Source organism: Burkholderia sp. Bp9004, from assembly GCF_003858025.1.
Lineage (GTDB): Bacteria > Pseudomonadota > Gammaproteobacteria > Burkholderiales > Burkholderiaceae > Burkholderia > Burkholderia diffusa.
This window is the reverse complement of the sequence record NZ_QTQD01000024.1, coordinates 66,090-89,445: the sequence shown is the minus strand read 5'-3', so window position 1 is coordinate 89,445 and position 23,356 is coordinate 66,090. Positions and strand designations below refer to the sequence as shown.

The window sequence follows — 23,356 nt, the reverse complement described above, 5'->3', positions numbered from 1 at the left end:
TGCTGGCTTACCGGTATCCGATGCTGAAATCGTGGCCCCACTGGCTCACCTTGGTGGCCTCGAACACCGCGTGCTTCGACCAGTCGACCGTGAGGCCGCCGAAGCCGTATTCGAGATCGAAGCCGCCGGGGGTCTTCATGTAGAACGAGATCATCTGGTCGTTGCAGTGCCGGCCGAGCGTCGCCGACATCTTCACGTCGTGCGCGGCGACCCGGTCGAGCGCGCGGCCGACTTCGTCCATCGAGTCGACTTCGGCCATCACGTGCACGCAGCCCGACGGCACGGCCATCTCGAACAGCGCGAGGCTGTGATGGCGCGCGTTGCGGCAGTGCATGAAGTGGATGCGCTTCTCGGGTTCGGCGGGGTCCGGCGTGAACTTCACGCGGTAGATGTCGGACAGCTCGAAGCCAAGCACGCCGCGCACGAATGCGTCGGTCGCGTCGAACTGCGGCGCGGGCAGTACCGCGTGGCCGAGCCCCATGTCGCCGGTGACGAAGCGGGCGACGCCGAGCGGCGACACGAAGCGGCGGAAGTCGCAGCGCGCGCCCCAGTACAGCTCGTGGCGATTGCCGGACGGGTCGGTGCACCACGCCATGGCCTGCACTCGGCGCAGCGCGGCCTCGTCGCGCGTGGCGCGCACGGCTTCGATGCCCGCGCGCTGCAACGCAGCGAGCGCGGCGTCGAACGCGGCGCCGTCGGGCAGCTCCCAGCCCGACGCGAAATAGCGGTCGGTTGTGCCGGGAACGATCACGTAGCGGAAATCGCGCTCGTCCATCTTCAGGTACAGCGCGCCGTCGGGCGCGTCGAGCGCCTGCATGCCCAGCACGTCTTCCGCGTAGCGGCGCCACGCATCGACGCGGGTCGCCTCGACCACGACGTAGCCGAGCGCACGGACATCGATCATGTCGGCCTCCTCCAGGTTCAGATTCCGTTGTTCGTGAAAGGATTCTGGCCGGTCGGGGATGGCGTCACATCGTCTGTTGGGACGAGAGCCTGCGGGGAGAGAGAGCGTGGCGCGGCGGGTGCGCGCAGCGAAACGATGCCGCGTTGCTGCGGCGCCGCAAACGACATTGCAGTGATGACGCTCGCTTCGTCAGGTGACGCAACGGGTGTCCAGCTCGCCAATCCGGGCATCTACAACGGCGGAACACCGATCACGTTCGGCGGGCAGGCGGTCGCGCTGAATGGCGCATGGAACGGCACGCCGCAGCAGACGCTTGCCGTCGCGAAACAGCAGGTGGCCGTGAGGGTCGCGCCGGTGAGCGCCGCGCTGATCCGCATCCAGTAGCACGTCCTGCTCAGAAGCGATACGAGATCCCGATCTGCAGGACCGGATACCACCGATATCGCGACATCATCCGGTTCAGTTCGTCGAGGCCGCTGGAGGTCAGGATCTGGCTCTTCTGCGGTCCGGCCGCGGCGGCGAGTTCCGGCGACAGCGTGTACGAGCAGCGCGGAATCCCGTATGCGACACCCAGATCGGCGACGAAGCCGAGCCCTTTCGACGCCGGCCGATGCCCGTAGCCGATCCCGACATACGGCATCACGGTCGGATAGCGCGCCTCCGCGACCGCGTACATCCCGGGCAGCGCCGGGTAGCGCTTGCCGGCGAAGACGTAGGTGCCGTTGGTGGGCACCGACACGCCGCGGATTTCGTCGTCGGTGAAGCGCAATCCGATCGTCGCGCGAAAGCCGCTGCCGCGCCATGGAAAGATGTCCGCATACAGGCCGCCTTGCCGCAGCTTGATGTCGTCCTGATAGCGATTGCCGGCCACGGTGAAGTCATGCGTCAGATTGATCGCATTGAAATCCGCGTGTGCGCCCAGCACGGAGTTGAAGCTCACGGCCGCGCCGATGCCGACGCCTTGCGTGCCGCCCTGCAGGTAGATTTCCTGCGCGTGCGCGCCAGCCGCGAACACCATCGCCAGCGCAGCCCATTGGTTCATTGTCATTTTCACGGGCGTCTCCCCGACATGTGCCGGGCGCGCCGACCCGCCGCGTGCAGCGCATGCCGCCACGCGCAGCGGGCCCCCCGGCACGACATCTCGCAAGCAAGCTTGCTATTTGACGGATCACACGTGTGGTGTCCGTTCGTGTCGCCGATACGACGCATTGCGCGTCCGACACGACCGGCCACCATCCTGCGGCGCGATCCGATCCCCGATATTTCGATGTCATTGCGTGCCGCTCCCGCGATTCGTCGTTGCCATCGGTCGCGGTTGTGTCGAGCGGCCCCGGCCTAACCGCAAGGCGTGTGCCATGCGGCGCGGACCGGCGCGGGACAAGCGTCGCGGCCTGACGTCCGGGGTTACGCGGGAGGGAATCGACGGAAATGTTTCAGAAGCGCATCTGTTTTCGGCGCGTCAGCGCCGTGCCCGGTGCCGGGAAGCAGCGAATCGGGCGTCGCGACGCGCGCCGGGAAAGCGTGCGCGGCCGTCGGCGCACGCGAAGTCGCAACGGCCGGCAAGCGCGTGTGACGCCACGCACGGAAGAAAATGTTTCATCAACGTGACCTCGCGCGAACCGCTCGTGGTCCGAGAGGCGAGATCGCGTGATACGGGTCAGGGTGAATACCGAGGACGATGCGTGCGCAACCAGTCGCTGGTGGGATGGCCGTTCATACGCATCGATACATGCAATGTGGGCCGACGATCCCGTTCGCCGGCGGTATGCAGATCCGGCGCCGGGAGCAACTGACGCGTTCCTCTACCGAGCCCGCTCGTCCGAGCCGGCCCCCTGCATCCGCTACAACCCGTACCCGCCTGACACGTTCAACTGCTGCCCCGTGATGTAGTTCGCGCGGTCCGACGCGAGAAACACCGCCGCGCGCCCGATATCGTGCGCCTTGCCCCAGCGCTTGAGCGCGAGCATTTTCTGCGTCTCGTCGATCCATGCCTGGTCGAACTGCCCTTGTTCGAGCAGCACCGGAAACATCCCCGCCTCGATCACGCCGACCAGGATCGAATTCGCGCGAATCTCGTGACGGCCCTCCTCGCGCGCGAGCCCTCTTACGAGCGCTTCGTTCGCCGCCTTCGGCGCGACCGACAATCCATCTCGGTCCGGCCAGCGCAAATGCCCGGCCGAGCCGAGCGTCACGAACGACCCGCCGCCCGACGCGCGGAAATGCGGCAACACGGCCTTCGCCGCGTTGAAGAAGCCGACGGTCTCGACCTCGATCACGCGCCGCCAGTCGTCGTGCGTCATGTCGCCGATTCGGCGCTGGTTCACGAACGGGCCGGCCGCCCACACGATCGTGTGCACGCGGCCGTGCGCGTCGATCGCAGCCGCGAGCGCCGCATCGATCTGCGCGGGATCGGTCACGTCCACGCAATGCGTGGTGGCCGCGACACCCGTGCCGCGCAGGTCGCGCGCGACACGCTCTGCCACGTCGGCCTTGCTGCGATAACCGAGCGCGACCGGCACGCCGGCGCGCGCGAATTCGAGCGCGACGCCCTGCCCGATCCCGCCGCTGCCGCCGAACATGAGCACCGCGCCCTGTGGAAATCCCGTGTCGTTCATGCGTTCATCCCGTTGGTGACATATCGCGCGCCGGCGGTCAGGCCGCCGCTTCGGTTCCCGCGCGCAGCCGGTACTTCAGCACCTTGCCGGCCGCGCTCGTCGGTAGTTGCTCGACGAACGTGAAGTGCCGCGGCACCTTGTAGTTCGCCATGTTGCTGCGCGCCCAGTCGTTCAGCGCGGCGGCGTCGGTGTGCGCGCCGGGACGCAGCACGACGTACGCATGCCCGACTTCGCCGAGCCGCGTATCGGGCACGCCGACCAGCGCAACCTGCGCGATCGCCGGGTGCGCGGCCAGCAGCCGCTCGATCTCGGCCGGATAGCAGTTGAAGCCGCCGACGATGAACATGTCCTTGATCCGGTCGGTGATCTTCAGGTTGCCGTTCGCGTCGACGCAGCCGAGGTCGCCGGTATGCAGCCAGCCGTCCGCGTCGACGGTTTCGCGCGTCGCGTCCGGCTGGTTGAAGTAGCCGCGCATCACGTTGTAGCCGCGCACCCAGATCTCGCCGGTCTCGTCTGGTCCGAGCGCCGCGCCGTCCTGCCCCGCGATACGCAACTCGACGCCCGGCATCGGCCGGCCCGACGTGCAGGCGATCGTCTGCGCGTCGTCGCCATGACGGCACAGCGTCGCGAACCCGCACGATTCGGTCAGCCCGTAGCCGGTCAGCACGGTCTCGAAGCCGAGCTCCGCGCGCATCCGCTCGATCAGGCTCGGCGCGATCGCGGCCGCGCCCGTCACCGCGATCCGCAGCGACGACAGGTCGCGCGTCGCGCGATCGGGCGTATCGAGCAGCGCGTAGTACAGCGTCGGCGGGCCGGGCAGCACCGACACGCGTTCGTCGGCGATGCGCCGCAAGACGTCGGCGGGCTGGAACACGAGATGCGGCAGCACGGTCGCACCGCTCGACAGTGCGGCGAGCCAGCCCGCCTTGTAACCGAACGTATGGAAAAACGGATTGACGATCAGGTAGCGGTCGTCCTGGTGCACGCCGGCGATCGTGGCCCACGCCTGCGCGGCCCGCAGGTTCTGTCCGTGCGCCGTCATCACACCCTTCGGGCGGCCCGTCGTGCCGGACGTGAACATCAGGTCCATCACGGTATCCGGTGTCACCTGCGCCTCGCGCTCGCGCACGGCGGCGAGCGGTACCGCCGCGCCGCGCGCGAGGAACGCGTTCCAGGTTTCGTCGCGCGAGCCGGACGGCGGGTCGCCGTCGAACACGACGACGCGTTCGAGCGTCGCGGGCCGGTGCGGCGCGAGCATCGCCGGATAGGATTCGCCGAGGAAGGTGCCGCAGCAGAACAGCAGCCGCGCGCCGCCGTCGTGCAGGATGCCGCCCACCTCCATGCCCTTCATCCGCGTGTTGACCGGCACGAGAATCGCGCCGACGGTGTGGATCGCCAGCGCCGCGACGATCCATTGCGGCAGGTTCGGCGCCCATACGGCGATCCGGTCGCCGGCGTCGATGCCGCTCGCGAGCAGCGCGCGCGCCGCTTCGAGACGCGCCGCATCGAGTTCCGCATAGGTCAGCCGGCCGTGTTCCGACTCGATCGCCGGATGCGCGCCGTGGCGCGCGGCAGCCCGCGCGATCAGCGCGGGCGTGGTGAGGATTTCGTTGTCCATCGTCATAGGCATCGCAACAGGGTTGCCGCGCGCGCCGCCGGCGCGCCACGGCTCAATCGGGGAACACCACGCGCAGCGCGTCGCTCGCGGGCCGCGCGCGGCAGGCGAGCGTCCAGCCGGCCGCGATCTCGTCGTCGTCGAGCACGTGGTTGCCGTCAAGCGCCACCTCCCCGCGTTCGACCCGGCACATGCATGCGCCGCACTGCCCCATCCGGCAGGAATTCGGTGCGGGCAGCCCGGCGCGCAGCATTGCGTCAAGCAGTGTTTCGCCGGGCGCGCTGTCGAACGCGAACGCCTCACCGTCGAGCACGGTCTCGATCGCCGCGCCATCGCCGGAGTCAGCCGCAGCGGTCGTTGCGGACGATGCCGCCGGATCGGTCTGCGCCGGCGCATCGGGCAGCGACGCGAAGCGCTCGACATGCACGCGCGCACGCGGCAGCCCGAGGCCGAGCATCGCGGAGAGCGCATTTTCCATGAACATCGCCGGCCCGCAGATGAACGTTTCCTGCTGGCTGAACGGCCGCGCGAGTTCCTCGAGATGCCGCTGCTGCGGCACGCCCTGCACGCTGTCGAGCCAGTGGATCACGCGCAGGCGCCCCGGATGGCGGTGCGCCAGCTGCTGCAGTTCGTCGCGGAAGATCACCGAGCGCTCGTCGCGGTTCGCATAGATCAGCGTCAGCATCCCGCGGCCGTGCACGAGCGCCGATTTCAGGATCGACAGCACCGGCGTAATGCCGCTGCCACCGGCGAACAGCAGCAGGTCGCCGTCGAGCGTGCGCGGTGTGAAGACGCCGGCCGGCGGCAGCACGTCGAGCGCATCACCCGCACGGATGCGGTCGCACAGCCAGTTCGACGCGCGACCGTCGCGCACGCGCTTGACGGTGATCTTCGGCGCCGCATCGATGCCCGGCGCGCTCGACAGCGAATAGCAGCGTGCGACGGTCGCGTCGGCACACGGCACGTGCAGCGTCAGGAACTGGCCGGGCCGGTATGCGAACGCATCGCGCAACGCGGCGGGCACGTCGAACACGAACGAACATGCGTCGTCGCTTTCAGCAATGACGTCGGCAACGGTCAGCCGGTGAAAACGGGAATCGCTCATCGCCGGCTCCTCATGCCGCACCGGCCGCATGCCGGCCGGTTTCGCTCGTGCGGACCCGTGCCGGGTTCGACGCGAGCGCCGGTGCGATGCATGCGAACGCATTGAGCACCTGCGTTGCCGCAGCACCGATCAACAGCACAAGCGCTCGCATGATCGTTGTGTCCGCACCGTTCGCGATATTGCGGTTCAGTCTGCGTGTCATGAGTCGTCTCTTTCCGATGCGGTCAGGCGCGCGGCCGTCACGCGGCCGCGCGGTTCGCGGGCGCGCCGGGCGTCGTATACGCGCCGTCGAGATAGACGAGCGGATCGACGTCGCCGCTCATCAGCACTTCGCGGATTCGCCCGATGAACACCGTATGCGTGCCGTATTCGAAACGGCCGTCCTGCTCGCACACGAGGCTCGCCTGCGAATCGTGCAGATACGGGACGCCGAGCGGCGACGTGCGCCACTCGCCCGTCGTGAAGCGCGCCTCGCCCTTCAGGCGGCCGCTGCAGTCGATCGCGATGCCTTCGTGGCGTGCCGACAGCACGTTCACGCAGAACGGCGCGCCCGCGTCGAGCGGCGGATACAGCGACGCATTGCGGTTGATGCAGATCAGCAGCGACGGCGGATCGGTCGACAGCGAATCGACCGCCGTTGCGGACATCGAGTAGCGCCGGCCGTCGTGCGCACTGCTGATGACCGTGACGGAGCGCGCGAGGCGGCGCATCGCCAGCAGCATGTCGGTGCGCAGCGGATGGGTAGTGAGATCGCTCATCATTGGACTCCGTCAAGTTCAGTCGTGGACGGCCGGTCTGACCGTCCGCCGGCGTTGGCCGCCTGCGCGGCCAGGTGGTCGGCGGCGATGAATCCGAAGGTCATCGCCGGACCGAGCGTCGAGCCCGCGCCGGGGTAGCTCGCGCCCATTACCGATGCACTGGTGTTGCCGATCGCGTACAGGCCGTCGACCGGCGCGCCGTCGGCGCGCAGCACGCGCGCATGCCCGTCGGTGACCAGCCCGCCCTTCGTGCCGATGTCGCCCGCGTCGATCCGCACCGCATAGAACGGCGCCTCGTCGACCGGGCCGAGACACGGATTCGGCTGGTTTCTCGGATCGCCGTAGTACGTGTCGAACAGGTTGTCGCCCTTGCCGAACGCTTCGTCGATACCGGTTGCCGCGTAACGCGCCATGTCGCGCAGCGTGTCGCTCAGCCCGGCCGCGTCGACGCCGATCCGCCCGGCGAGCGCATCGATCGTGTCGGCCTTCACGAGCACGTCGCGAAACGCGTCCGGAATGCGCGAATCGGGCATCATCGGTGCCGGCATGATCGGACCGCACGGATACTTGCGGCGAAAGCGCGCGTCGAACACCATCCACGCCGGCACGCACGCGCCGGTGCGCGCATGGTCGCGATACATCGCCGGCACGAATTCGGAATACGGCGCGGCCTCGTTGACGAAGCGCTTGCCGAGGCCGTTGACGATCACGCAGCCCGGCAGGTTGCGTTCGACGAACAGCGCACGCTGCTTCTCCTCGCCCGCGACGCCGACCGTCGGCGCGCCCCATACGTGTTCCATCAGCGCGAGCGCGCCGCCGAGCCGATGGCCTTCGGCGATCGCGTCGCCGGTGTTGGCCGGCGGCGTCGCGCTCCATTGCATCTGCGTCGGTTGCGGCAGGTAGCGTTCGCGCATCGGCTGGTTGCGCTCGAAACCGCCCGCGCCGAGGATCACGCCGCGCCGCGCGACGATCGTCACCGGCTGCCCGAAGCGCTGCACGCGCACGCCCGTCACGCGGCCGTCGACCTCGAGCAGGTCGCGCATCGGCGTGTCGAGCCACACGGGCACGTTGCGGTCGAGCAGCGCGCGGCGCAGCCCGCCGATCAATGCATTGCCCAGTGTCAGGCGCCGGTCGCGCCGCGTGCGGCGGCGCACGCCGAAATCGAGCCAGTACCGGCCGAATTGCGCGATCGCGAGCTTCATGAAGCCCGGCCCGCGCGAGAACAGCGTGTGCGCCTCCTTCGACGTCACGGCCACACGGCCGCCGATCAGCGTGCCGGGCGAAGGCGGACGCAGCCGGTCGAGTTCGTCGCCGAGCAGCGCACCGTCGAACGGCAGCGGATCGAGCGCGCGATAGCCCGGCATCGCGCCCGGCAGCTTCTGGAAATAGTCCGCGTACTTCGGCAGCGCCTGGTAGCGCACCGGCGTTTTCGTTTCGAGGTAACGCAACATCTCGGGCGCCTGGTCGAGATACGCGTCGAGCCGCTCGCGCGACGACGCGCCGGCCGTGCACGCATCGAGATAGCGGCGCGCGGCCTCGCGCGTATCGGTCACGCCGAGTTCCGCGATATGGTGGTTGCACGGGATCCAGATGCCGCCGCCGGAGATCGCCGACGTGCCGCCGTACAGCGCCGTCTTCTCGATCACGACGGCGGACAGCCCGCGGTCGGCCGCGCGGCATGCCGCGAGCAGTGCGCCCGCGCCGGAGCCGACGACCACGACGTCGAACACGTATTGCTGCGCTTGCGTGTCGTTCATCGCGACCTCGTCAGATGAAGTAGTCCGTGTTCTCGCGGCCGAGCATCACGGCGCCGAGGTTCTGGCCGAAGCGGTCCACGTTGTTCGCGTAGTGCGCGCGGGCCGCGTGCAGGTCGAGGAAGCGGCGCACCAGCGGATTGCGGTGATAGATGCCGTTGCCGCCCGCATAGCGCAGCAGCGCGTTCGCGGCCTGCGCGCAGCGCTCGGCGACCTGCGCGGACTGGTAGCGGAAATGCACGCGACGCTCGATCGACACGGCCGGGCCGCCCGTCACCGATGCCATCAGTTCTGCGAAATTGCGCTTGAGCAGCACCTTCATCTCGTCGATCGCGACGGCCGCGTTCGCGCACGCGTTCTGCGCACCCGGATCGTCGGTCGTCTTCGCGCCGCTGTTGGCCGACACGCGCGTGGCCGCATAGCCGGTGAAATCGTCGAGCGCGCCCTGCAGCGCGCCGATGCACGACGTGCATACCGCACGCACGAAGATCTGCGCGAACGGCAGCTTGAACAACGGCGCGTCGTTGACGGCCAGGCCCGGGCTCGTGCCCATCATCCCGTCGAGCGCCTTGTGCGTGCGGTAAGCGGGCACGAATGCGTCGTCGACGACGATGTCGTGGCTGCCGGTCGCGCGCAGGCCGAGCACGTCCCAGTCCTGCTGGATCCGGTAATCGGATTTCGGCAGCAGGAACGTGCGGTATTCCGGCGGCTGGCCGGCTTCGGCCGGCGGCACCAGCGCGCCGAGGAACACCCATTCGCACAGTTCGCTGCCGCTCGAGAACTTCCAGTGGCCGGACAGTCGGAAGCCGCCTTCGACCGGCGTCACGCGGCCGACCGGCATGTAGGTCGACGCGATCAGCGTCGCGGGATCCTTGCCCCACACGTCCTGCTGCGCGCGTTCGTCGAACAGCGCGAGCTGCCAGTTGTGCACGCCGACGACGCCGTATACCCATGCCGTCGACATGCAGCCGCGCGCGAGCGCCATCTGGATGTCGAAGAAGGCTTGCGGATCGAGCTCGTAGCCGCCGTAGCGCTTCGGCTGCAGCACCTTGAAGAAGCCGGCGGCCTGCATGTCGGCGATCGTCTCGGCCGGGATGCGGCCCTGCGCTTCCGCCTGCGCGGCGCGGCCGGCCAGCGTCGGCGCCAGGGCCTCGGCCCGGGCGATCAGCGTGGTGGCCAGTGCGTTCGAATCGTTGTCGCGGTGCACGAATGTCTCCTGTGATACGGGGCGCGCGCGGCGGCGCTCATCCCGGTCTCTCTCTAAGTGGTTCGTCGCGGCCGGCGCCGCGAGCCAGGGCTCCTGCCGACGATGGTCGGGCTCGCGCGGCCGCGCCGCATCGTCCGAAGGGACGACGGGCGCGGCCCGCCCCGCCTTACGCGCAGGCGCGCTCCTTTTCCTTGTTGAAGAACGGGATCACGTGCTCGCCGATGTTGCGGATCGTCTCCATCTGCGCTTCGTGCGGCACCGTGCCCATCTGGCACAGGAACAGCACTTCGTCGACGCCGGCTTCCTGCAGGCGGCCGACATAGCCGATGCAGTCGTCCACCGTGCCGTATGCGTGGTTCGGGTTCATCATCGCGAGCGCCGGGTCGGCGAAGTTCACGACGACTTCCTCCGACGCGAAGCGCGAGCGGATCACCATCTCTCCGGTGTCGGCCTGCACGAGGTCGTCGCCCCACTTCGCCGGGTCCGGACGCTCGCCGCCCGTGTACCAGTACGCGAGCGACTCCATGAAGTAACGCTGGCCGCGGATGCCGATCTTGCGGGCGGCCTGGCCGTCGGCCATCACGACCGTCGGGCACAGCGCCGCGAGGTGCTGGGTCGGGCGGAAGCCGACCTGGTCTTCCGGCTTGCGGTTCGCCCACGCTTCGCGGTACACCGCGTTCTTCTTCGCGACTTCGTCGGGGCCGCCGAAACCGAGCACCAGCGCGCCCATCCCGCGCTGGCCGGCACGCAGCAGCGCGTCGGTATTCGTGCACGCGAGGTACATCGGCGGGTGCGGATCCTGGAACGGCTTCGGGTGGATCGGGCGCTTCGGGATCTTGATGTACGTGCCGTCGTGCTCGATCTCGTCCTGCACGAACATCTTCGGCACCAGGTACATCGACTCGTCGATCATCGGCTGCAGTTCGTTGAGGTCGTAGCCGAACGCACCGGCTTCCTGCTGGCTGCCGCCCTTGCCGACGCCGAAGTGCACGCGGCCGCCCGACAGGATGTCGAGTAGCGCGACGCGCTCGGCGACCTTGATCGGATGGTTCATCGCCGGCGGCAGGCACACGACGCCGTGGCCGAGGCCGATGCGCGTCGTGCGGCCGGCCAGGTAAGCAAGGAAGGTTTCCGGCGCGCTCATGTGCGCATAGTTGGTCAGCGACGTGTGCTCCACGCACCAGATCGTGTCGAAGCCGACCTGCTCGGCGAGCAGCGCCTGTTCGACCGTCTCCTTGAATACCCGGTGGTCGCCCTCGCGCGATGCGTCGGTGGTCTGGGCTTCGTAGATGAGGGAAAACTTCATTGCGTGCGTCTCCATGTATGTTGGACGAGTCGGGGTCGTGCGGCCCGCCCGCACGATACGGACGAATAGCGACGGTCCACGGATGGGAGTGTCGGCGCGCGGGCCCGCACAGGCATCGTCTGTTTGGAGTAACGGCATGCCTGCGGGGACAGAGGGGTTTCACCGTCATCCGAACAGACTGCGTCGCGGCCGGCACCGCGCGCTAGCATCGAATGACGGCCCGGTGCGGACCGTAAACATCAAGACGAGGGAGAGAGGGAATGAAGGTATCGATGCTGCTGTATCCGGTCGACGACATCGACACGGCCTTGCCGCTGTTCGTCGACGGGCTGGGCCTGAACGTGAAGTTTCGGGACGGCGACCGCTATTGCGCACTCGACGGCGGCCCGCTGACGATCGCGCTGGTGGCCGGCGACGAGCAGATCGTCGAACGCGCGGCGCTCACGCTGCGCGTGGACGAGGACGACGACCTTTACGCGGCAATGGCGCGGGTCGTGAAGGCAGGCGCGTCGGTACGCGTGCCGGTGCAGGCGGGGCCGCACGAATACCGCGCGGTGCTGGAGGACAGGAACGGCGCGCTGCTGGTGATTTCGCAGAAACGCGCCGCGTGAGCGGCCACGTGTGGCGCGCATGCCACGCGATACGGCCGGCGGAAACCCGGCCGGATGCCACGGGAACGTCCGGTGTCGGGTAATGAACCGGGCGGGATCGAGCGTCCCGCCTCTTCATCGGCGATGTCGATGACGGTCAGTGCCATAACGCGGCTTCCCGATGGCCACCGGAATCGGTACCATCGGACGTTCGTAGACCGGCCGTGCGCCGACGCGAGCCTGCCGGGCCGCGTCGCCCGTCACGTCGCCACCGCGCCGGTCGCCGCACTTCCCGTTTCGTCATGTCCCGCGAACCCTCACACTCCGCGCTGCTGTGGATCGTCGCCGCCGCGTTCTTCATGCAGTCGCTCGACACGACGATCGTCAACACCGCGCTGCCGTCGATCGCGCAAAGCCTGCATGCTTCGCCGCTCGCGATGCAGCCGGTCGTGGTCGTCTACACGCTGACGATGGCGATGCTCACGCCGGCGTCCGGCTGGCTCGCCGACCGGTTCGGCACGCGCCGCGTGTTCTCGCTCGCCATTTTGGTGTTCTCGCTCGCGTCGATCGGCTGCGCGGCGTCGCACACGCTCGGCCAGCTCGTCGTCGCGCGCGCCGTGCAGGGCATCGGCGGCTCGATGCTGCTGCCGATCGGTCGGCTCGCGGTGTTGCGCCGCGTGCCGGGCGAACGGTACGTCGCGGCGATCGCGTTCGTGTCGATCGCCGGACAACTCGGCCCGATCGTCGGGCCGACGCTCGGCGGCTGGCTCACGCAGGCGATTTCCTGGCACTGGGTGTTCATCGTCAACGTGCCGGTCGGCGTGGTGGGCTTCATCGCGGTGCAGCGCTTCCTGCCGCACGATCAGGCGATGCAGCCGCCGCCGTTCGACTTCGTCGGCTGTGCGCTGCTGTCGGTCGCGATGATCGCGCTGTCGCTCGCGATCGATCCGCCAATGCCCGCGCACCGCACCGGCTGGGCGATCGGGCTCGCCGTGCTGGGCATGGCGAGCGCGCTCGCGTACCTGCCCCATGCGCAGCGCCGCGCGCAGCCGCTGTTCCGGCTCGGGTTGTTCCGCGAACCGAACTTCGGCTCGGGGCTGCTCGGCAACCTGCTGTGCCGGATCGGCACGAGCGCCGTGCCGTTCATGCTGCCGCTGCTGATGCAGGTGCAGCTCGGCTATACGCCGCTCCAGTCGGGGATGATGATGCTGCCGGCCGCGATCGCCGGCGTGATCGCGAAGCGCTGGATCGCGCCGCTCGCGACACGCTTCGGCTATGCGACGTTCCTGGTCGTGAACACGGGGATCGTCGGCTGCGCGATCGCGGGGTTCGCGCTGGTCTCGGCACGGCCCGCGCCGGCGCTGGAGATTGCGTTGCTGATCGTGTTCGGCGCCGCGAACTCGATGCAGTTCGCCGCGATGAACGCCGTGACGCTGAAGGGCCTGTCGCATGCCGACGCCGGCAGCGGCAACAGCCTGTTTACGATGATGCAGATGCTGGCGATGGGGCTCGGCGTGTCGATCGGCGGCGGGCTCGTGAACCTGTTCGCCGCGCATTGGGGCTCGATGGCGAACGGGTTCATCCTGTCGTTCGTCTGCATGGGCTCGGTCACGCTGCTGTCGTCCGTCGTGTTCCGGCGCATCGATACCGCCGCGCCGCCGAGGCCAGTCGCGCCGCGGCAGTCCGCGTAAGCCCCACTGCGGGCGGGCACGACCGGCCGTCAGTTCACCTGGCGGCGCTCGACGACCCGCTTGAGCACCCAGCGGATCGACGAGCCGTCGGCCGGCGGCTGCGCGACGCGGTATTCGTCGACTTCCAGCACGTATTGATAGCCCGGCTGGTACGCAAAACCCTCGATACCCGCATACCACAGGCTCCACGGCTCCGCCGGGCTGCTGCGCACCTGCAGGCAGTCCATCGGCGCGACGCCCGTGCAGCGCGCCGCCTGCGGCGCGACATAAACGGTCCTGGTCACGGGGCGGCCGTCGGCCGGGCGAGCCGCGCGAGCGTCCGTCGCGGCCGCTCCGGTCTGGCATCCGGCGAGCAGCATGCTGCCGGCGATCACGGCCGCGCCGAGCAGCGTTCTGGTCTTGCGAATCATCGGGTGTTCCTCAGGAAGCATTGGCGGGCCGATTAGACGAACGCTGCTTCGGGAAAGTTCACGAATGGCTTACAACGGCATGCCGCCACCCTCATTCGTGGGATGTCGTGCGTGCGCCGGCGCGCTACCGTATTCCGGTGCAGGCCGCCGCGCGCCGCCGTCGGCGGTCCGGATACGCCCGTGCACGCACCCGCACGCCCGGCGCACCGCGACCCGGCGCTGCAACAGGAGACAACCCCGATGACCACGGCGCCCCCGGCCCTTCCCCCGAGCCTTGCCCGATCGAGCCTGACGCTCGAGCAGTTCGACGCGCTGCTCGCGACAATCTACGAAGGCCCGCTGGAAGACGTGCCATGGGGCGGCGCCCTCGAACGGATCCGCGTGCATCTGGACGCGAACTACGTGACGATGATCCTGCGCTGGCCCGCCGGCGGTCACGCGGGGCTGATGATCAATGCGTCCGGGCACGGCGCGCCGTTGCCGGGCGTCGCGTCGTACAACAACTACTATTACGCGCTCGATCCGTTCGTGAACCTGCCGAGCGATCGTGTCGTCACCGTCGACGAGTTGCCCGGCGTCGGCGTGTGGCGCGGCAGTGCGATGTATCGCGAGTTTCTCGAGCCGTTCGACGTCGGCTACCTGATGGGCGCGGACCTGCGCACGCCGGACGGGATCGAATGCCGGTTCCGCGTGTGCCGCTCGCATCACGGCCACGCGTTCTCCGTGACCGACAAGGCCGTCTGCAACGCGTTGCTGCCGCACCTGAAGCGCGCGGTGCGACTGCATGCGAAGTTCGGGATGGTCGAATCGGAGCGCATGCTGTACGCGAGCACGATCGACCGCATGCTCGTCGCGACCGCGATCCTCGACGAGCGCGGCACGATCATGAAGACCAACTCCGTCGCGGACGAGATCTTCGCCGAATGCGACGGCCTGCGCGTGCGCGGCGGCGCGCTCGAGGCCTCGTATCCGCTGGAGGACCGCAAGCTGCAGAAGCTGATCCGGCAGGTGGTCGCGGAGCGCGCGGGCGGCGCGCCGACGGTCGCGCAGGCGATCGCCGTGTCGCGCCCGTCCGGCAAGCCGCCGCTCGGCGTGCTGATCCGCACGGTCCCGCTCAGCGAATGGTCGGAGGACAATCCGCGCCGGCCGGCATGCGCAATCTTCATCCGCGATGCCGAACGCAAGTCGCAGGCGTCGCACGACATCGTGCGCAAGCTGTTCGACCTCACGCCGGCCGAGACCGCCCTGGCGCTCGCGCTCGTCAACGGGTCGACGCTCGAGGAGGCAGCCGACGAGCTCGACATCAGCAAGAACACCGCGCGCTCGCACCTGCGTGCGATCTTTTCGAAGACGGGCGTCACGCGGCAGGCGACGCTCGTGCGGACGTTGCTGAACAGCGTGTTGTCGCTGGGGTGACGTGACCGTGCTCGTCCGCCACGCGCTCCGTCACCGGCCAGACACGCGCGATCGACGTCGGCTTCACCGCATGGCGATCGTGTATTACCATCGGCGCTTCCTCGTACGCTTCGTCGCGCCGCGCCCGCCCGCCCGCTCACCGGCGAGCCGCGCCACCTCTTCGCATGACCTCACCCGTTCCGTCCGGCGTTGCGCTGCGGCCGCAGCCGATCGATACGCTGACCGTGCCGGCCGCGCTCGACGGACGGGCGGGCACCAATCGCTCGACCAGCGCGCATCCTCAGATCGCCGCGACGCATGATCTCGACGCCGTGCGCGCGTGGCTCGCACGCTTCGTCGATACGCCCACCACGTTCCAGAACTACCGCAAGGAAGCCGAACGCCTGCTGCTGTGGGCCGTCATCGCGTGCGGCAAGCCGCTGTCGTCGCTCACGCACGAGGATCTCGTCGGCTACCGGCAGTTCCTGCTCGCGCCCGTGCCGGCCGACCTGTGGTGCGCGAACGGCGGCCGCAAGCATCCGCGCGGCGACCCGCGCTGGCGGCCGTTCTACGGGCCGCTGTCGGCGGCCAGCCAGCGGCAGGCGATGGTCATCCTGAACGTGATGTTCTCGTGGCTCGTGCAGGCCGGCTACCTGGCCGGCAATCCGCTCGCGCTGTCCCGGCAGCGGCAACGACGGCCCGCGCCGCGCGTCACGCGCCATCTCGGGCCGCCGCTGTGGCAGGCGGTCAAGGATGCGATCGCCGCGATGCCGCGCGACGACGCGCGCGCCGCCTTCCATGCCGATCGCGCGCGCTGGGTATTCACGCTGCTGTATCTCGGCGGGCTGCGCATCACCGAAGCAGCCGACACCACGATGGGACAATTCTTTGCGCGACGCGATGCGAACGGGCGCGACCGCTGGTGGCTCGACGTGACCGGCAAAGGCGGCCGGCAGCGGCTCGTGCCGGCCACCGCCGAGATGATGGTCGAGCTCGCGCGCTACCGGCGCGCGCATGGCCTGCCCGCGCTGCCGGCCGACGGCGAACCCACGCCGCTCGTGCTGCCCGTCGGTCGCACGCGCAAGCCGCTCACGCGCGCGGCGCTGCACCGGATCGTGAAGCAGGTGTTCCGGTTCGCGGCCGAGCGGTTGCGTGCGCAGGGAAATGCAGGCGAAGAACAGGCGCGCGTGCTCGAACAGGCATCCGCGCACTGGCTGCGCCACAGCGCCGGCTCGCACATGGCCGATGGCCGCGTCGATCTGCGGCTCGTGCGCGACAACCTCGGGCACGTGTCGCTGACGACGACGAGCCAGTATCTGCATGCGGACGACGACTGGCGGCACAGCGAAACCGAAGAGAAGCACCGCATCGGGTGGTGAGCGGCGCGCCGTTCACGCGCTTCAATACACGGCCACCCAATGTCCGGGCACCCACGCCCAGTGATTGCCGGCCCAGCGGTAATGGCCCTTCGCCCAGCGATAACCGGGCGCCGGCGGCGGCGGCGCCACCTCGACGACCGGCGCGGGCTGCGGCGGCCGCGCCGGTTCCACCACGCACGCGGACATCAGCACGGCACTCATCGTCGCCAACACGGCAAGCGATACGGATCGGATCTTCATCGTCGATTCTCCCTGTTGTGTCATATGTAATCGGCTGGCGGATGCGAGCGCGCGCATGCCGCGCGTCACGCGGTTCCGCGAACGAGGCCCGTCATCGGCCGCGTCGCGCCGCTTTGCGCGAACAACGTGGCCGCGGTATGGCCGGGATCGAGCCGCAGGCTTTCGGCGGCCGCGCCCGCGATCAGCGCATCGAGCGACGCGGTCGGCTTCAGGTCGCGTCCTTCGTACAGGTCGCCCGGCCGCAAGCCCGGCCAGTCGGCGATCACGCGCCCGCCCGCGACCGCCCCGCCCGCCAGCATCGCGACCGACGCCTGCCCGTGATCAGTGCCGCCCGTGCCGTTCGCGGCGGCCGTGCGGCCGAACTCGGTCGCGACGAGCACCGTGGTCTGCCGCCACACCGGCCCGAGTCCGTCGCGCAATGCGGCGAGCATCGTGTCGAGTGCCTTCAACTGATTCGCGAGCCGCGCGTTCTGCGCGCTGTGCGTGTCCCAGCCGCCCGTCTCGATCATCGCGATCCGCGGGCCGTCGTCGCGCGCGAGAAACGTCGCCGCAAGCTTGCCGACGCCCGCCGGATCCTGGCGCGCATGCGCATCGCCGGCGAGGCCCCGCGCGGCCATCGCCGACTGCCACAGCGGCCCGAGCTGCGCGTCGGCCTCGTAAAGCGCCGATACGCGCGCGAGCAGGTCGTCCGGCGCGGCCGGCAGACCGGACGCCGCATACGACGCGGCCTGCACGCTGCCGCGCAACGCGAGCGGCACCGTCGGCGCGAACGCGATCGCGCGGTCGCGCGTCGCCGGCAACATCGCGGCGAGCCGGTTGAGCCAGCCGTCCCTCACCTGGTACGGCGCGCGCCCGCCCGTCTCCAGCACGTTCTGGCCGTCGAAATGCGAGCGGTCGCGATACGGCGACGCAATCGCGTGGACGAACAGCGCCTGCTTGTCCCGAAACATCTGCGCGGTCTGCACGAGCGCCGGATGAAGCGCGAACATGCCGTCGATGCGTGTCGCCGCCGCAGCGTCGATCGCCAGCGGGCCGCGCAGCGACGCATACGCCGGTTCGGCATACGGGACGACGATGTTCAACCCGTCGGCGGCGCCGCGCTGGATCACGAACACGAAGCGCCGGTCGGTTTCGACGTTCGCGAACACGATGCGCGGCGCGACGAGGATCGCGCCCGCGCCGGCCGCGGCGATGCTCAGGAAATGTCGACGAGTCAAGGATCGGGCCATGTTCATCTCCGTTGGAAATCGGGCGACACGAGCAGCAGCGCGAGCGACGTGGTCGCGCTTTCGGCACGCGACAGCGCGGTCGCCGTCGGCGCGCTCAGCGAGCCGGCCAGCAGCGTATTGCCGAGCGTGCGCGGGTCGAGCCGGTCGCCCGTGCGTGCAGCCAGCCGCTGTGCGATCTCGACGCGGCGCACCAGCGCGTCGGGCGCGGCCCAGCTCGCGGCGACGTCGTCGTAACCGGCCGGTGATCCGGGCCGCCATACCGGCTGGCCGAGTTGCGCGAGCAGCGGCGCGACCTTCAGGTCGCCCGCGTCGCGCCAGCCGAGCCCGCGCAGCGACGACACGGCCCACTCCCACGGCGTCTTGAACTTGCGATTGACCGGCGCCCAGGCGTCTGGCGCATCGACCAGCGCGCGATAGACGGTCGGCAAATCGCCGCCGCTCGTCTCGAATGCGCGGGCGAGCCGGTCGGTGAGCGCAGGCGGCGGATTGTCGGCGACGAAATGGCGGGCGAGCTGGAACGCGATATGCCGGCCCGTCGCGGGCGAACGTGCCAGGTCGGCCAGGATCGCGCGTGCCTGCGCTTCGCCCTGCTGGTCGTACGTGCGTCCCATCACCGTGCGTGCGCCCGGTTCGTGCAGCTTCGGACGGAACACGAACGCACCCGGCGCCGCATCGCCGGGCTGCGGCCCGCGTCCGCCCGCGATGCTCCAGCCGGTCAGCGCGCGCGCGAATTCCGTCACGTCCGCTTGTGTGTAGCCGGTCCGCACGCCGAGCGTATGCAGTTCCATGATTTCGCGCGCGAGGTTCTCGTTGAGGCCGCGTCGCGCCGCCGGATTGCGGGCTTCGGCGCGCAGCGCGGCCGGGCTGTCGGGGCCGACCGAGCGCGCCTGGTCGAGGAACAGTTGCATTGCGGGATGCTGCTCGACGGCGACGAGCATGTCCTCGAAGCGGCCGAGCACGTGCGGGCGGATCGCATCGCGCTCGAATGCGCCTGCATACGCGGCCACCTGCCCCTTGTCGACCGACACCGCGAAATGGTTCGCCCAGAAATGCACCAGACGCTCGACGAACGGCGCGGGCGTGACGAGCGCGCCGTTCAGTCGTGCGGCGACCGCGCTGCGATATGCGTCGTAGCCGTCGCGGCGGATCGACTGCTCGGTTGCACGTCTGGCCGCCGCGTCGTCGCTCGTCATCGCGTTGCGGGCCGTCGCGAAGCGCGTAGCGAGCGTGACCGCGTCGGGTTCGCCAGCCCATGCGGCCGGCCGTGCGTCGTAACGGTCGAACTGGGCGACCAGCGCAGCCTTCGGATCGACAGGCGGCGCTTCGTCGGGCCGCGCGCCGAGGCCGAAACGGTTCAGCGCGATGGCGGCCGGTGAGATGTCGTTCGGATGGTCCATGAAGGGGGCTCTCGCGATGCGTACCCGTGTTTAACGGTGGCTGGCGGGAAATCCGTCGCTGGATGGACGAAATATTTCCGGTTCGGCTCGTAGACGCCGAATCTGCCGCTTCTTGCACGCGGCTTTCAACTGGCGTCGAGCATTCGCTTGCGCTGCCCGATCGCCGGATCGATCGCAACCACCGGCCGGTAGGCAAAAGGAGCATTGATGGCGGCCCGCGCCGTTGCCCGTGGCATCCACGGCATCGTGCGCGCGGAAACGGTGTCCCACGCCAAGGCGTTCAACCAGAACCGCACCGAGTTCGAATACTGGTTCGAGAAGTAGCCAGGAGACGGCGTCACGTCGGCAGACGCATGTGCAAATCCGGCGTCCGTTCCGGGCCGGCCATGCTCGCGACGATCACCCGAGCTCGAAAGACGTCACCCCGAACACGCGGTCGATCGCAATCGCGGGCGCTTCCTTCGTATACATCCGCGCGGTCTCGAACACGCTCGACATGCCGTGACGTTCCGCCAGCGCGACGGCTGCGGGGTTCGTTTCCGGCACGTCGAGCACGATCACCTCGCCGGGCATGCGCGACGCCAGCGCACGAAACAGCCCCGTCGCGACATCGGCGTCATCGGCAAAGAGCGGGCCGATCTTGCAGCCCGCGTGGCAGCGGCGCACGACACCGTATCCGGCAACACGGCCCGCGTCGATGGTCGCGAGCGCCACGGCATCCGGCTGCGCGATCCAGACGGAGACGAAACGCTCGCGCGCCGCCGGAAAACACCGGCGATCGTAGGCGAGCAACTGCTCGAACGGTACGTCGGCCGCTGCCGCAACCTGCGCGCACCCGATGCCGCCCACGCGCCCCTGATAGCGGATGTTGCGATACGCGAGCCGGAACCCTGACTTCCTGTAATTCGCCTGCTGGGCAACGACACCGTCCAGGCCGATGTTTCGTTCTCCAAGGTAACGCATGCCGTGCTGCCAGATGCGCATGCCGAGGCCTTTGCCGCGAAACTCCGGTTTCACGATGTAGAGACCGATGAAGCCGAAGTGTTCGTCATAAGCCACCGCCGCGAGGCAAGCGGCCGGCTCGCCGCGCCAGATGCCGACGAAGAAACCGGCCGGGTCCGCTTCCCTGAAACAACGCGCGTCGTGCCGGCCAGGGTTCCACCCTTCCGCGGCCGCCCATTCGACCGACATGGCCACTTCACTGGCCGACATGGTGCGCACGATAAAGTCTTCGCTTCGATCCATGGCTCGTCCTTGCCGCGGCTCTCGAGATTGCCGCCTCGCGTTGCGGTGCGTTCATCGGGAATGTGCTGCCGATCGGGCCATCATAATCCCGGGACGGGTATCGGCGTGAACGGTCATTCCGTGCCGTCACTGGACGACGTGTGGCTTATTCGTTTCCCGCCGCTCCCTGCTGCTTCTGCAATCTCGCCGGCAACCGCCAGTTCCCGCTACGCCGCAACCCGTCGACGAACTTCGCGCGCTCGTCCGGCGTGAGCGTCGCCGCGAAATCGACGACACTGCGCTCGACTTGCCCTCGCAACGCACTATCGGCCGCTCGCGTCCGATCGAGCGCCGCATCGATCGCCGGACGATCGAGCTGCGGCGCGGCCAGCAGATCGAGCACCGTGATCCGCCCATCGCGCCCTTCCCGCGCGAAATCCCGAGCGTCCTTGCGCGCCGCCTTCAGCACCGCCGCGAACGCCCGCTGACGCGCATCGGACAATCCGTCCGCGGCGAACCGCAACGCCGTGCGCTGTCCGGGCATCCCCGTTCCATGCAGGTCGCGATGCGTCGAGAACCACTGATACGCGCCGCCGCCAATCGCGCCGAGCATGAACACGTTCAGCACGACCGACCCGACGAGCAACAATTTCCAGCCGCGTTCGCTCATTCGTCGCCTCCGTCGATGCTCGGGCCGCCGAACGTCGTCGTCAGGTAGCCCGGTTCGTGTTGCGCGATCGGCGCGCTGCCGAGCATCAGCATCGACACGGCCACCGCGCCGGCCAACGCGCCGGCCAGCCCGACACCCGCGAACGCCGCGCCCGACCACCACACCCTGCCCCGGCGCCGCGCACGTTGTGGCACCGGCGCCGACGCGACGATGCGTTCGACGAGCGCCGGCGCCGGCGGCGCGACCGTGTCCTGCATGAGCCAGGCATCGAGCTCGGCGGCATCGTCGAGCGCCTCCAGCGCGTCGCGCGGATGCGCATGCGCCCACGCTTCGGCCGCCGCGCGTTCGTCTTGCGGCCAGCGCCGCGCATCCGAGCCGTACGCGGCGACGATGGTACGGAATCTTTCGGGTGTCATCGCTTGTCCTCGCTAGGTGGGTCGCCGGCCAGTTGCGCGCGCAGGTTGCGCCTTGCGCGCGCGAGCAGGCTTTCCAGCGCATCGACGGTGATGCCCATCAGGTTCGCCGCTTCAACGTTCGACATGTCCTGATAGTACTGGAGCACGAGCGCTTCCCGCTGCCTTGGCGGCAACGCGGCGAGCGCCTCGCGCACGCGCGCGTCGCGCGAGCGCAACTCCGCGTGCGCGGCCGGCTCGGGTTGCGGGTCGGGCATGTCGGGCAATGCGTCGACCGGCTCCTCGCGCCGCCCGCGCAAGCGGTCGTAGCACAGGTTCAGCACGACGCGATGCAGCCACGTGTCGAAGCGCGCTTCGCCATCCCGCCAGCGCGGCGCATGATTCCAGATCCGCAGGAAGGTTTCCTGCGCAACGTCTTCGGCTTCGGTCCGGTCGCCGAGCATGCGTGTCGCGAGCGCGAGCAAGCGCGGCAGTTTGCGTGCGACGAGCGCACGCACGGCCGACGCGTCGCGCGCGCCAACCCGCGCGACGAGTTCCGCGTCCGGATCGGCGTCGCTCAACGCAGGCCGCTCCGCGATGCGCGGTGCGAACGCCGCATGCTGCCGGCGGTTGCGCCCGTTGTCCGGCTGAAGCTCATCGTCGTGCTCTCCTTGCATGCATCGGACCGGCGCTTCTTCGACACTTGGTGCGCCGCGCCCGGGATCGGCCCGGTCGATTTCGTCGAGATCCGGTTCGAACGGCATATCGATCCTGTCGATCGCCCGCCGGCCGGCGCGATCAATATACGACGACCGGCGCGGGCCGGTAATACACCGGGCGCGCCGGCACCACGACGCAGCCGGCCAGCACGATGGCCGCGGCTGTCAGGATCACGATGGTTCGAAAAGGCATGGCTCGACCGATGAGATTGTGTGGAAGTCCCGCCGCGCGGACACCGCACGCCGCGCGGCGCCCTGCGCGTCACGCCCAGTGGCCCGGCACCCAGCGCCAGTTCGGGCCGCGCGCGGCCCAGTGTCCCGGCACCCAGTGATAGCCGGCACGTACCACTTGCCAGTGACCTGGGATCCACACGTAGCGGCCGTGGCGCCAATGCCAGTGGCCCTGATCCCATACGTAGCCCGCGCGCGGCGCCGGCATCACTTCGACGCGCGGCGGCGGCGGTGCGACCGGTGCGACGATGACGGCCTGCGCGAATGCGGCGGACGTCGCCAGCGCGGCCACGCATCCCGCGGCAAACCGTAATGAAATGGAAAGTTTCATGCAAGACTCCGAAGCATCGTTTCCCGGCCGGAAGTGGCCGTTCGTTCGTTAAACGACGCATGCGAAAAAATCCGTCGCGACACACGCAAAAAAATTTCCGCCGTGACGGCAACGCCGCGCGCGCCATCGACGCATCGGGCCCGCGCATCGATTACCGTCTGTCACAACCCGGCAAAACTGAACTTCGACAATGC

At 69.1% G+C, this 23,356-nt stretch carries 24 protein-coding genes; 5 read left to right on the top strand and 19 right to left on the bottom strand.

Annotated features, from left to right (window positions below; genetic code table 11):
- Positions 1-7: 7 nt before the first annotated feature.
- A complete protein-coding gene (locus DIE08_RS24040; protein ID WP_124903936.1) occupies positions 8-904 on the bottom strand; it encodes a VOC family protein in 897 nt (298 codons plus the stop codon).
- A gap of 171 nt (positions 905-1,075) precedes the next feature.
- On the opposite strand from DIE08_RS24040, the gene DIE08_RS24035 reads away from it, so the two are divergent.
- Positions 1,076-1,288 carry a hypothetical protein gene (locus tag DIE08_RS24035; RefSeq protein ID WP_124903934.1) on the top strand — a complete coding sequence of 71 codons (213 nt, stop codon included), beginning with the start codon at positions 1,076-1,078 and terminating at the stop codon, positions 1,286-1,288.
- Between the two features lie 10 nt (positions 1,289-1,298).
- Here the strand turns inward: DIE08_RS24035 and DIE08_RS24030 are convergent, their stop codons facing one another.
- The 9 genes from DIE08_RS24030 to DIE08_RS23990 all read right to left on the bottom strand — a co-directional run bounded on the left by DIE08_RS24030 (position 1,299) and on the right by DIE08_RS23990 (position 11,264).
- The gene (locus DIE08_RS24030) at positions 1,299-1,952 is read right to left on the bottom strand and encodes a hypothetical protein (protein WP_124622850.1); all 654 of its coding nucleotides are present in this window, start codon (positions 1,950-1,952) and stop codon (positions 1,299-1,301) included.
- Between the two features lie 793 nt (positions 1,953-2,745).
- Positions 2,746-3,519: an SDR family NAD(P)-dependent oxidoreductase gene (locus tag DIE08_RS24025; protein ID WP_124903932.1), complete on the bottom strand. Its 774-nt coding sequence runs from the start codon at positions 3,517-3,519 to the stop codon at positions 2,746-2,748.
- Between the two features lie 37 nt (positions 3,520-3,556).
- Complete coding sequence (locus DIE08_RS24020; RefSeq protein ID WP_124903930.1) at positions 3,557-5,143, bottom strand: FadD3 family acyl-CoA ligase; 1,587 nt, start codon at positions 5,141-5,143, stop codon at positions 3,557-3,559.
- A 46-nt stretch (positions 5,144-5,189) separates the two neighbouring features.
- A complete protein-coding gene (locus DIE08_RS24015) occupies positions 5,190-6,239 on the bottom strand; it encodes a ferredoxin--NADP reductase (protein WP_124903928.1) in 1,050 nt (349 codons plus the stop codon).
- Positions 6,240-6,249: 10 nt separating this feature from the next.
- Entirely contained in the window at positions 6,250-6,441 is a 192-nt protein-coding gene (locus DIE08_RS24010; RefSeq protein WP_124903926.1) for a hypothetical protein, read from the bottom strand.
- Positions 6,442-6,478: 37 nt separating this feature from the next.
- Positions 6,479-6,997 carry a flavin reductase family protein gene (locus DIE08_RS24005; RefSeq protein ID WP_059451250.1) on the bottom strand — a complete coding sequence of 173 codons (519 nt, stop codon included), beginning with the start codon at positions 6,995-6,997 and terminating at the stop codon, positions 6,479-6,481.
- Positions 6,997-8,754, bottom strand: a complete 1,758-nt coding sequence (locus tag DIE08_RS24000) for an FAD-binding protein (protein ID WP_124903924.1) — start codon at positions 8,752-8,754, stop codon at positions 6,997-6,999. The genes DIE08_RS24005 and DIE08_RS24000 overlap by 1 nt, the downstream gene beginning before the upstream one ends.
- 10 nt (positions 8,755-8,764) lie before the next feature.
- Entirely contained in the window at positions 8,765-9,958 is a 1,194-nt protein-coding gene (locus tag DIE08_RS23995) for an acyl-CoA dehydrogenase family protein (RefSeq protein ID WP_059600552.1), read from the bottom strand.
- A 166-nt stretch (positions 9,959-10,124) separates the two neighbouring features.
- Entirely contained in the window at positions 10,125-11,264 is a 1,140-nt protein-coding gene (locus DIE08_RS23990; protein ID WP_059600601.1) for an LLM class flavin-dependent oxidoreductase, read from the bottom strand.
- Between the two features lie 260 nt (positions 11,265-11,524).
- Here DIE08_RS23990 and DIE08_RS23985 point away from each other — a divergent pair, with 260 nt between their 5' ends.
- Positions 11,525-11,875, top strand: coding sequence for a VOC family protein (locus DIE08_RS23985; protein WP_057925050.1), 351 nt, complete (start codon positions 11,525-11,527; stop codon positions 11,873-11,875).
- A 281-nt stretch (positions 11,876-12,156) separates the two neighbouring features.
- Positions 12,157-13,545 (top strand): DHA2 family efflux MFS transporter permease subunit, encoded by a 1,389-nt coding sequence (locus tag DIE08_RS23980; protein ID WP_124903922.1) that lies wholly within the window; start codon positions 12,157-12,159, stop codon positions 13,543-13,545.
- Between the two features lie 29 nt (positions 13,546-13,574).
- On the opposite strand, the gene DIE08_RS23975 is transcribed toward DIE08_RS23980, so the two are convergent.
- Positions 13,575-13,955, bottom strand: a complete 381-nt coding sequence (locus DIE08_RS23975) for a DUF4377 domain-containing protein (protein WP_124903920.1) — start codon at positions 13,953-13,955, stop codon at positions 13,575-13,577.
- A 240-nt stretch (positions 13,956-14,195) separates the two neighbouring features.
- On the opposite strand from DIE08_RS23975, the gene DIE08_RS23970 reads away from it, so the two are divergent.
- Both DIE08_RS23970 and DIE08_RS23965 read left to right on the top strand, forming a co-directional pair.
- On the top strand, positions 14,196-15,371 hold the full coding sequence (locus DIE08_RS23970; RefSeq protein ID WP_059600602.1) for a helix-turn-helix transcriptional regulator: 1,176 nt from the start codon (positions 14,196-14,198) through the stop codon (positions 15,369-15,371).
- A 164-nt stretch (positions 15,372-15,535) separates the two neighbouring features.
- Entirely contained in the window at positions 15,536-16,729 is a 1,194-nt protein-coding gene (locus tag DIE08_RS23965; RefSeq protein WP_124622867.1) for a tyrosine-type recombinase/integrase, read from the top strand.
- A gap of 21 nt (positions 16,730-16,750) precedes the next feature.
- On the opposite strand, the gene DIE08_RS23960 is transcribed toward DIE08_RS23965, so the two are convergent.
- The 8 genes from DIE08_RS23960 to DIE08_RS23925 all read right to left on the bottom strand — a co-directional run bounded on the left by DIE08_RS23960 (position 16,751) and on the right by DIE08_RS23925 (position 23,162).
- A complete protein-coding gene (locus DIE08_RS23960; RefSeq protein WP_124903918.1) occupies positions 16,751-16,969 on the bottom strand; it encodes a YXWGXW repeat-containing protein in 219 nt (72 codons plus the stop codon).
- 65 nt (positions 16,970-17,034) lie between these two features.
- Positions 17,035-18,198: a DUF1501 domain-containing protein gene (locus tag DIE08_RS23955; RefSeq protein ID WP_124903916.1), complete on the bottom strand. Its 1,164-nt coding sequence runs from the start codon at positions 18,196-18,198 to the stop codon at positions 17,035-17,037.
- 2 nt (positions 18,199-18,200) lie between these two features.
- The gene (locus tag DIE08_RS23950) at positions 18,201-19,595 is read right to left on the bottom strand and encodes a DUF1800 family protein (RefSeq protein ID WP_124903914.1); all 1,395 of its coding nucleotides are present in this window, start codon (positions 19,593-19,595) and stop codon (positions 18,201-18,203) included.
- Between the two features lie 399 nt (positions 19,596-19,994).
- A complete protein-coding gene (locus DIE08_RS23945) occupies positions 19,995-20,840 on the bottom strand; it encodes a GNAT family N-acetyltransferase (RefSeq protein WP_124903912.1) in 846 nt (281 codons plus the stop codon).
- A 145-nt stretch (positions 20,841-20,985) separates the two neighbouring features.
- Positions 20,986-21,489 (bottom strand): periplasmic heavy metal sensor, encoded by a 504-nt coding sequence (locus tag DIE08_RS23940; RefSeq protein WP_124903910.1) that lies wholly within the window; start codon positions 21,487-21,489, stop codon positions 20,986-20,988.
- Positions 21,486-21,905, bottom strand: coding sequence for a hypothetical protein (locus DIE08_RS23935; protein ID WP_124903908.1), 420 nt, complete (start codon positions 21,903-21,905; stop codon positions 21,486-21,488). The genes DIE08_RS23940 and DIE08_RS23935 overlap by 4 nt, the downstream gene beginning before the upstream one ends.
- Positions 21,902-22,645, bottom strand: a complete 744-nt coding sequence (locus DIE08_RS23930; RefSeq protein WP_124622877.1) for an RNA polymerase sigma factor — start codon at positions 22,643-22,645, stop codon at positions 21,902-21,904. Before DIE08_RS23930 ends, DIE08_RS23935 begins: the two co-directional genes overlap by 4 nt.
- Positions 22,646-22,862: 217 nt before the next feature.
- The gene (locus DIE08_RS23925) at positions 22,863-23,162 is read right to left on the bottom strand and encodes a YXWGXW repeat-containing protein (RefSeq protein ID WP_059600563.1); all 300 of its coding nucleotides are present in this window, start codon (positions 23,160-23,162) and stop codon (positions 22,863-22,865) included.
- Positions 23,163-23,356: the final 194 nt, after the last annotated feature.

Bases quoted from the DNA above. Each gene is read 5' to 3' on its own strand.
- DIE08_RS24040 (WP_124903936.1), bottom strand. From the start codon at position 904: ATGATCGATGTCCGTGCGCTCGGCTACGTCGTGGTCGAGGCGACCCGC.
- DIE08_RS24030 (WP_124622850.1), bottom strand. From the start codon at position 1,952: ATGACAATGAACCAATGGGCTGCGCTGGCGATGGTGTTCGCGGCTGGC.
- DIE08_RS24025 (WP_124903932.1), bottom strand. From the start codon at position 3,519: ATGAACGACACGGGATTTCCACAGGGCGCGGTGCTCATGTTCGGCGGC.
- DIE08_RS24020 (WP_124903930.1), bottom strand. From the start codon at position 5,143: ATGACGATGGACAACGAAATCCTCACCACGCCCGCGCTGATCGCGCGG.
- DIE08_RS24015 (WP_124903928.1), bottom strand. From the start codon at position 6,239: ATGAGCGATTCCCGTTTTCACCGGCTGACCGTTGCCGACGTCATTGCT.
- DIE08_RS24010 (WP_124903926.1), bottom strand. From the start codon at position 6,441: ATGACACGCAGACTGAACCGCAATATCGCGAACGGTGCGGACACAACG.
- DIE08_RS24005 (WP_059451250.1), bottom strand. From the start codon at position 6,997: ATGAGCGATCTCACTACCCATCCGCTGCGCACCGACATGCTGCTGGCG.
- DIE08_RS24000 (WP_124903924.1), bottom strand. From the start codon at position 8,754: ATGAACGACACGCAAGCGCAGCAATACGTGTTCGACGTCGTGGTCGTC.
- DIE08_RS23990 (WP_059600601.1), bottom strand. From the start codon at position 11,264: ATGAAGTTTTCCCTCATCTACGAAGCCCAGACCACCGACGCATCGCGC.
- DIE08_RS23985 (WP_057925050.1), top strand. From the start codon at position 11,525: ATGAAGGTATCGATGCTGCTGTATCCGGTCGACGACATCGACACGGCC.
- DIE08_RS23980 (WP_124903922.1), top strand. From the start codon at position 12,157: ATGTCCCGCGAACCCTCACACTCCGCGCTGCTGTGGATCGTCGCCGCC.
- DIE08_RS23975 (WP_124903920.1), bottom strand. From the start codon at position 13,955: ATGATTCGCAAGACCAGAACGCTGCTCGGCGCGGCCGTGATCGCCGGC.
- DIE08_RS23970 (WP_059600602.1), top strand. From the start codon at position 14,196: ATGACCACGGCGCCCCCGGCCCTTCCCCCGAGCCTTGCCCGATCGAGC.
- DIE08_RS23965 (WP_124622867.1), top strand. From the start codon at position 15,536: ATGACCTCACCCGTTCCGTCCGGCGTTGCGCTGCGGCCGCAGCCGATC.
- DIE08_RS23960 (WP_124903918.1), bottom strand. From the start codon at position 16,969: ATGAAGATCCGATCCGTATCGCTTGCCGTGTTGGCGACGATGAGTGCC.
- DIE08_RS23955 (WP_124903916.1), bottom strand. From the start codon at position 18,198: ATGGCCCGATCCTTGACTCGTCGACATTTCCTGAGCATCGCCGCGGCC.
- DIE08_RS23950 (WP_124903914.1), bottom strand. From the start codon at position 19,595: ATGGACCATCCGAACGACATCTCACCGGCCGCCATCGCGCTGAACCGT.
- DIE08_RS23945 (WP_124903912.1), bottom strand. From the start codon at position 20,840: ATGGATCGAAGCGAAGACTTTATCGTGCGCACCATGTCGGCCAGTGAA.
- DIE08_RS23940 (WP_124903910.1), bottom strand. From the start codon at position 21,489: ATGAGCGAACGCGGCTGGAAATTGTTGCTCGTCGGGTCGGTCGTGCTG.
- DIE08_RS23935 (WP_124903908.1), bottom strand. From the start codon at position 21,905: ATGACACCCGAAAGATTCCGTACCATCGTCGCCGCGTACGGCTCGGAT.
- DIE08_RS23930 (WP_124622877.1), bottom strand. From the start codon at position 22,645: ATGCCGTTCGAACCGGATCTCGACGAAATCGACCGGGCCGATCCCGGG.
- DIE08_RS23925 (WP_059600563.1), bottom strand. From the start codon at position 23,162: ATGAAACTTTCCATTTCATTACGGTTTGCCGCGGGATGCGTGGCCGCG.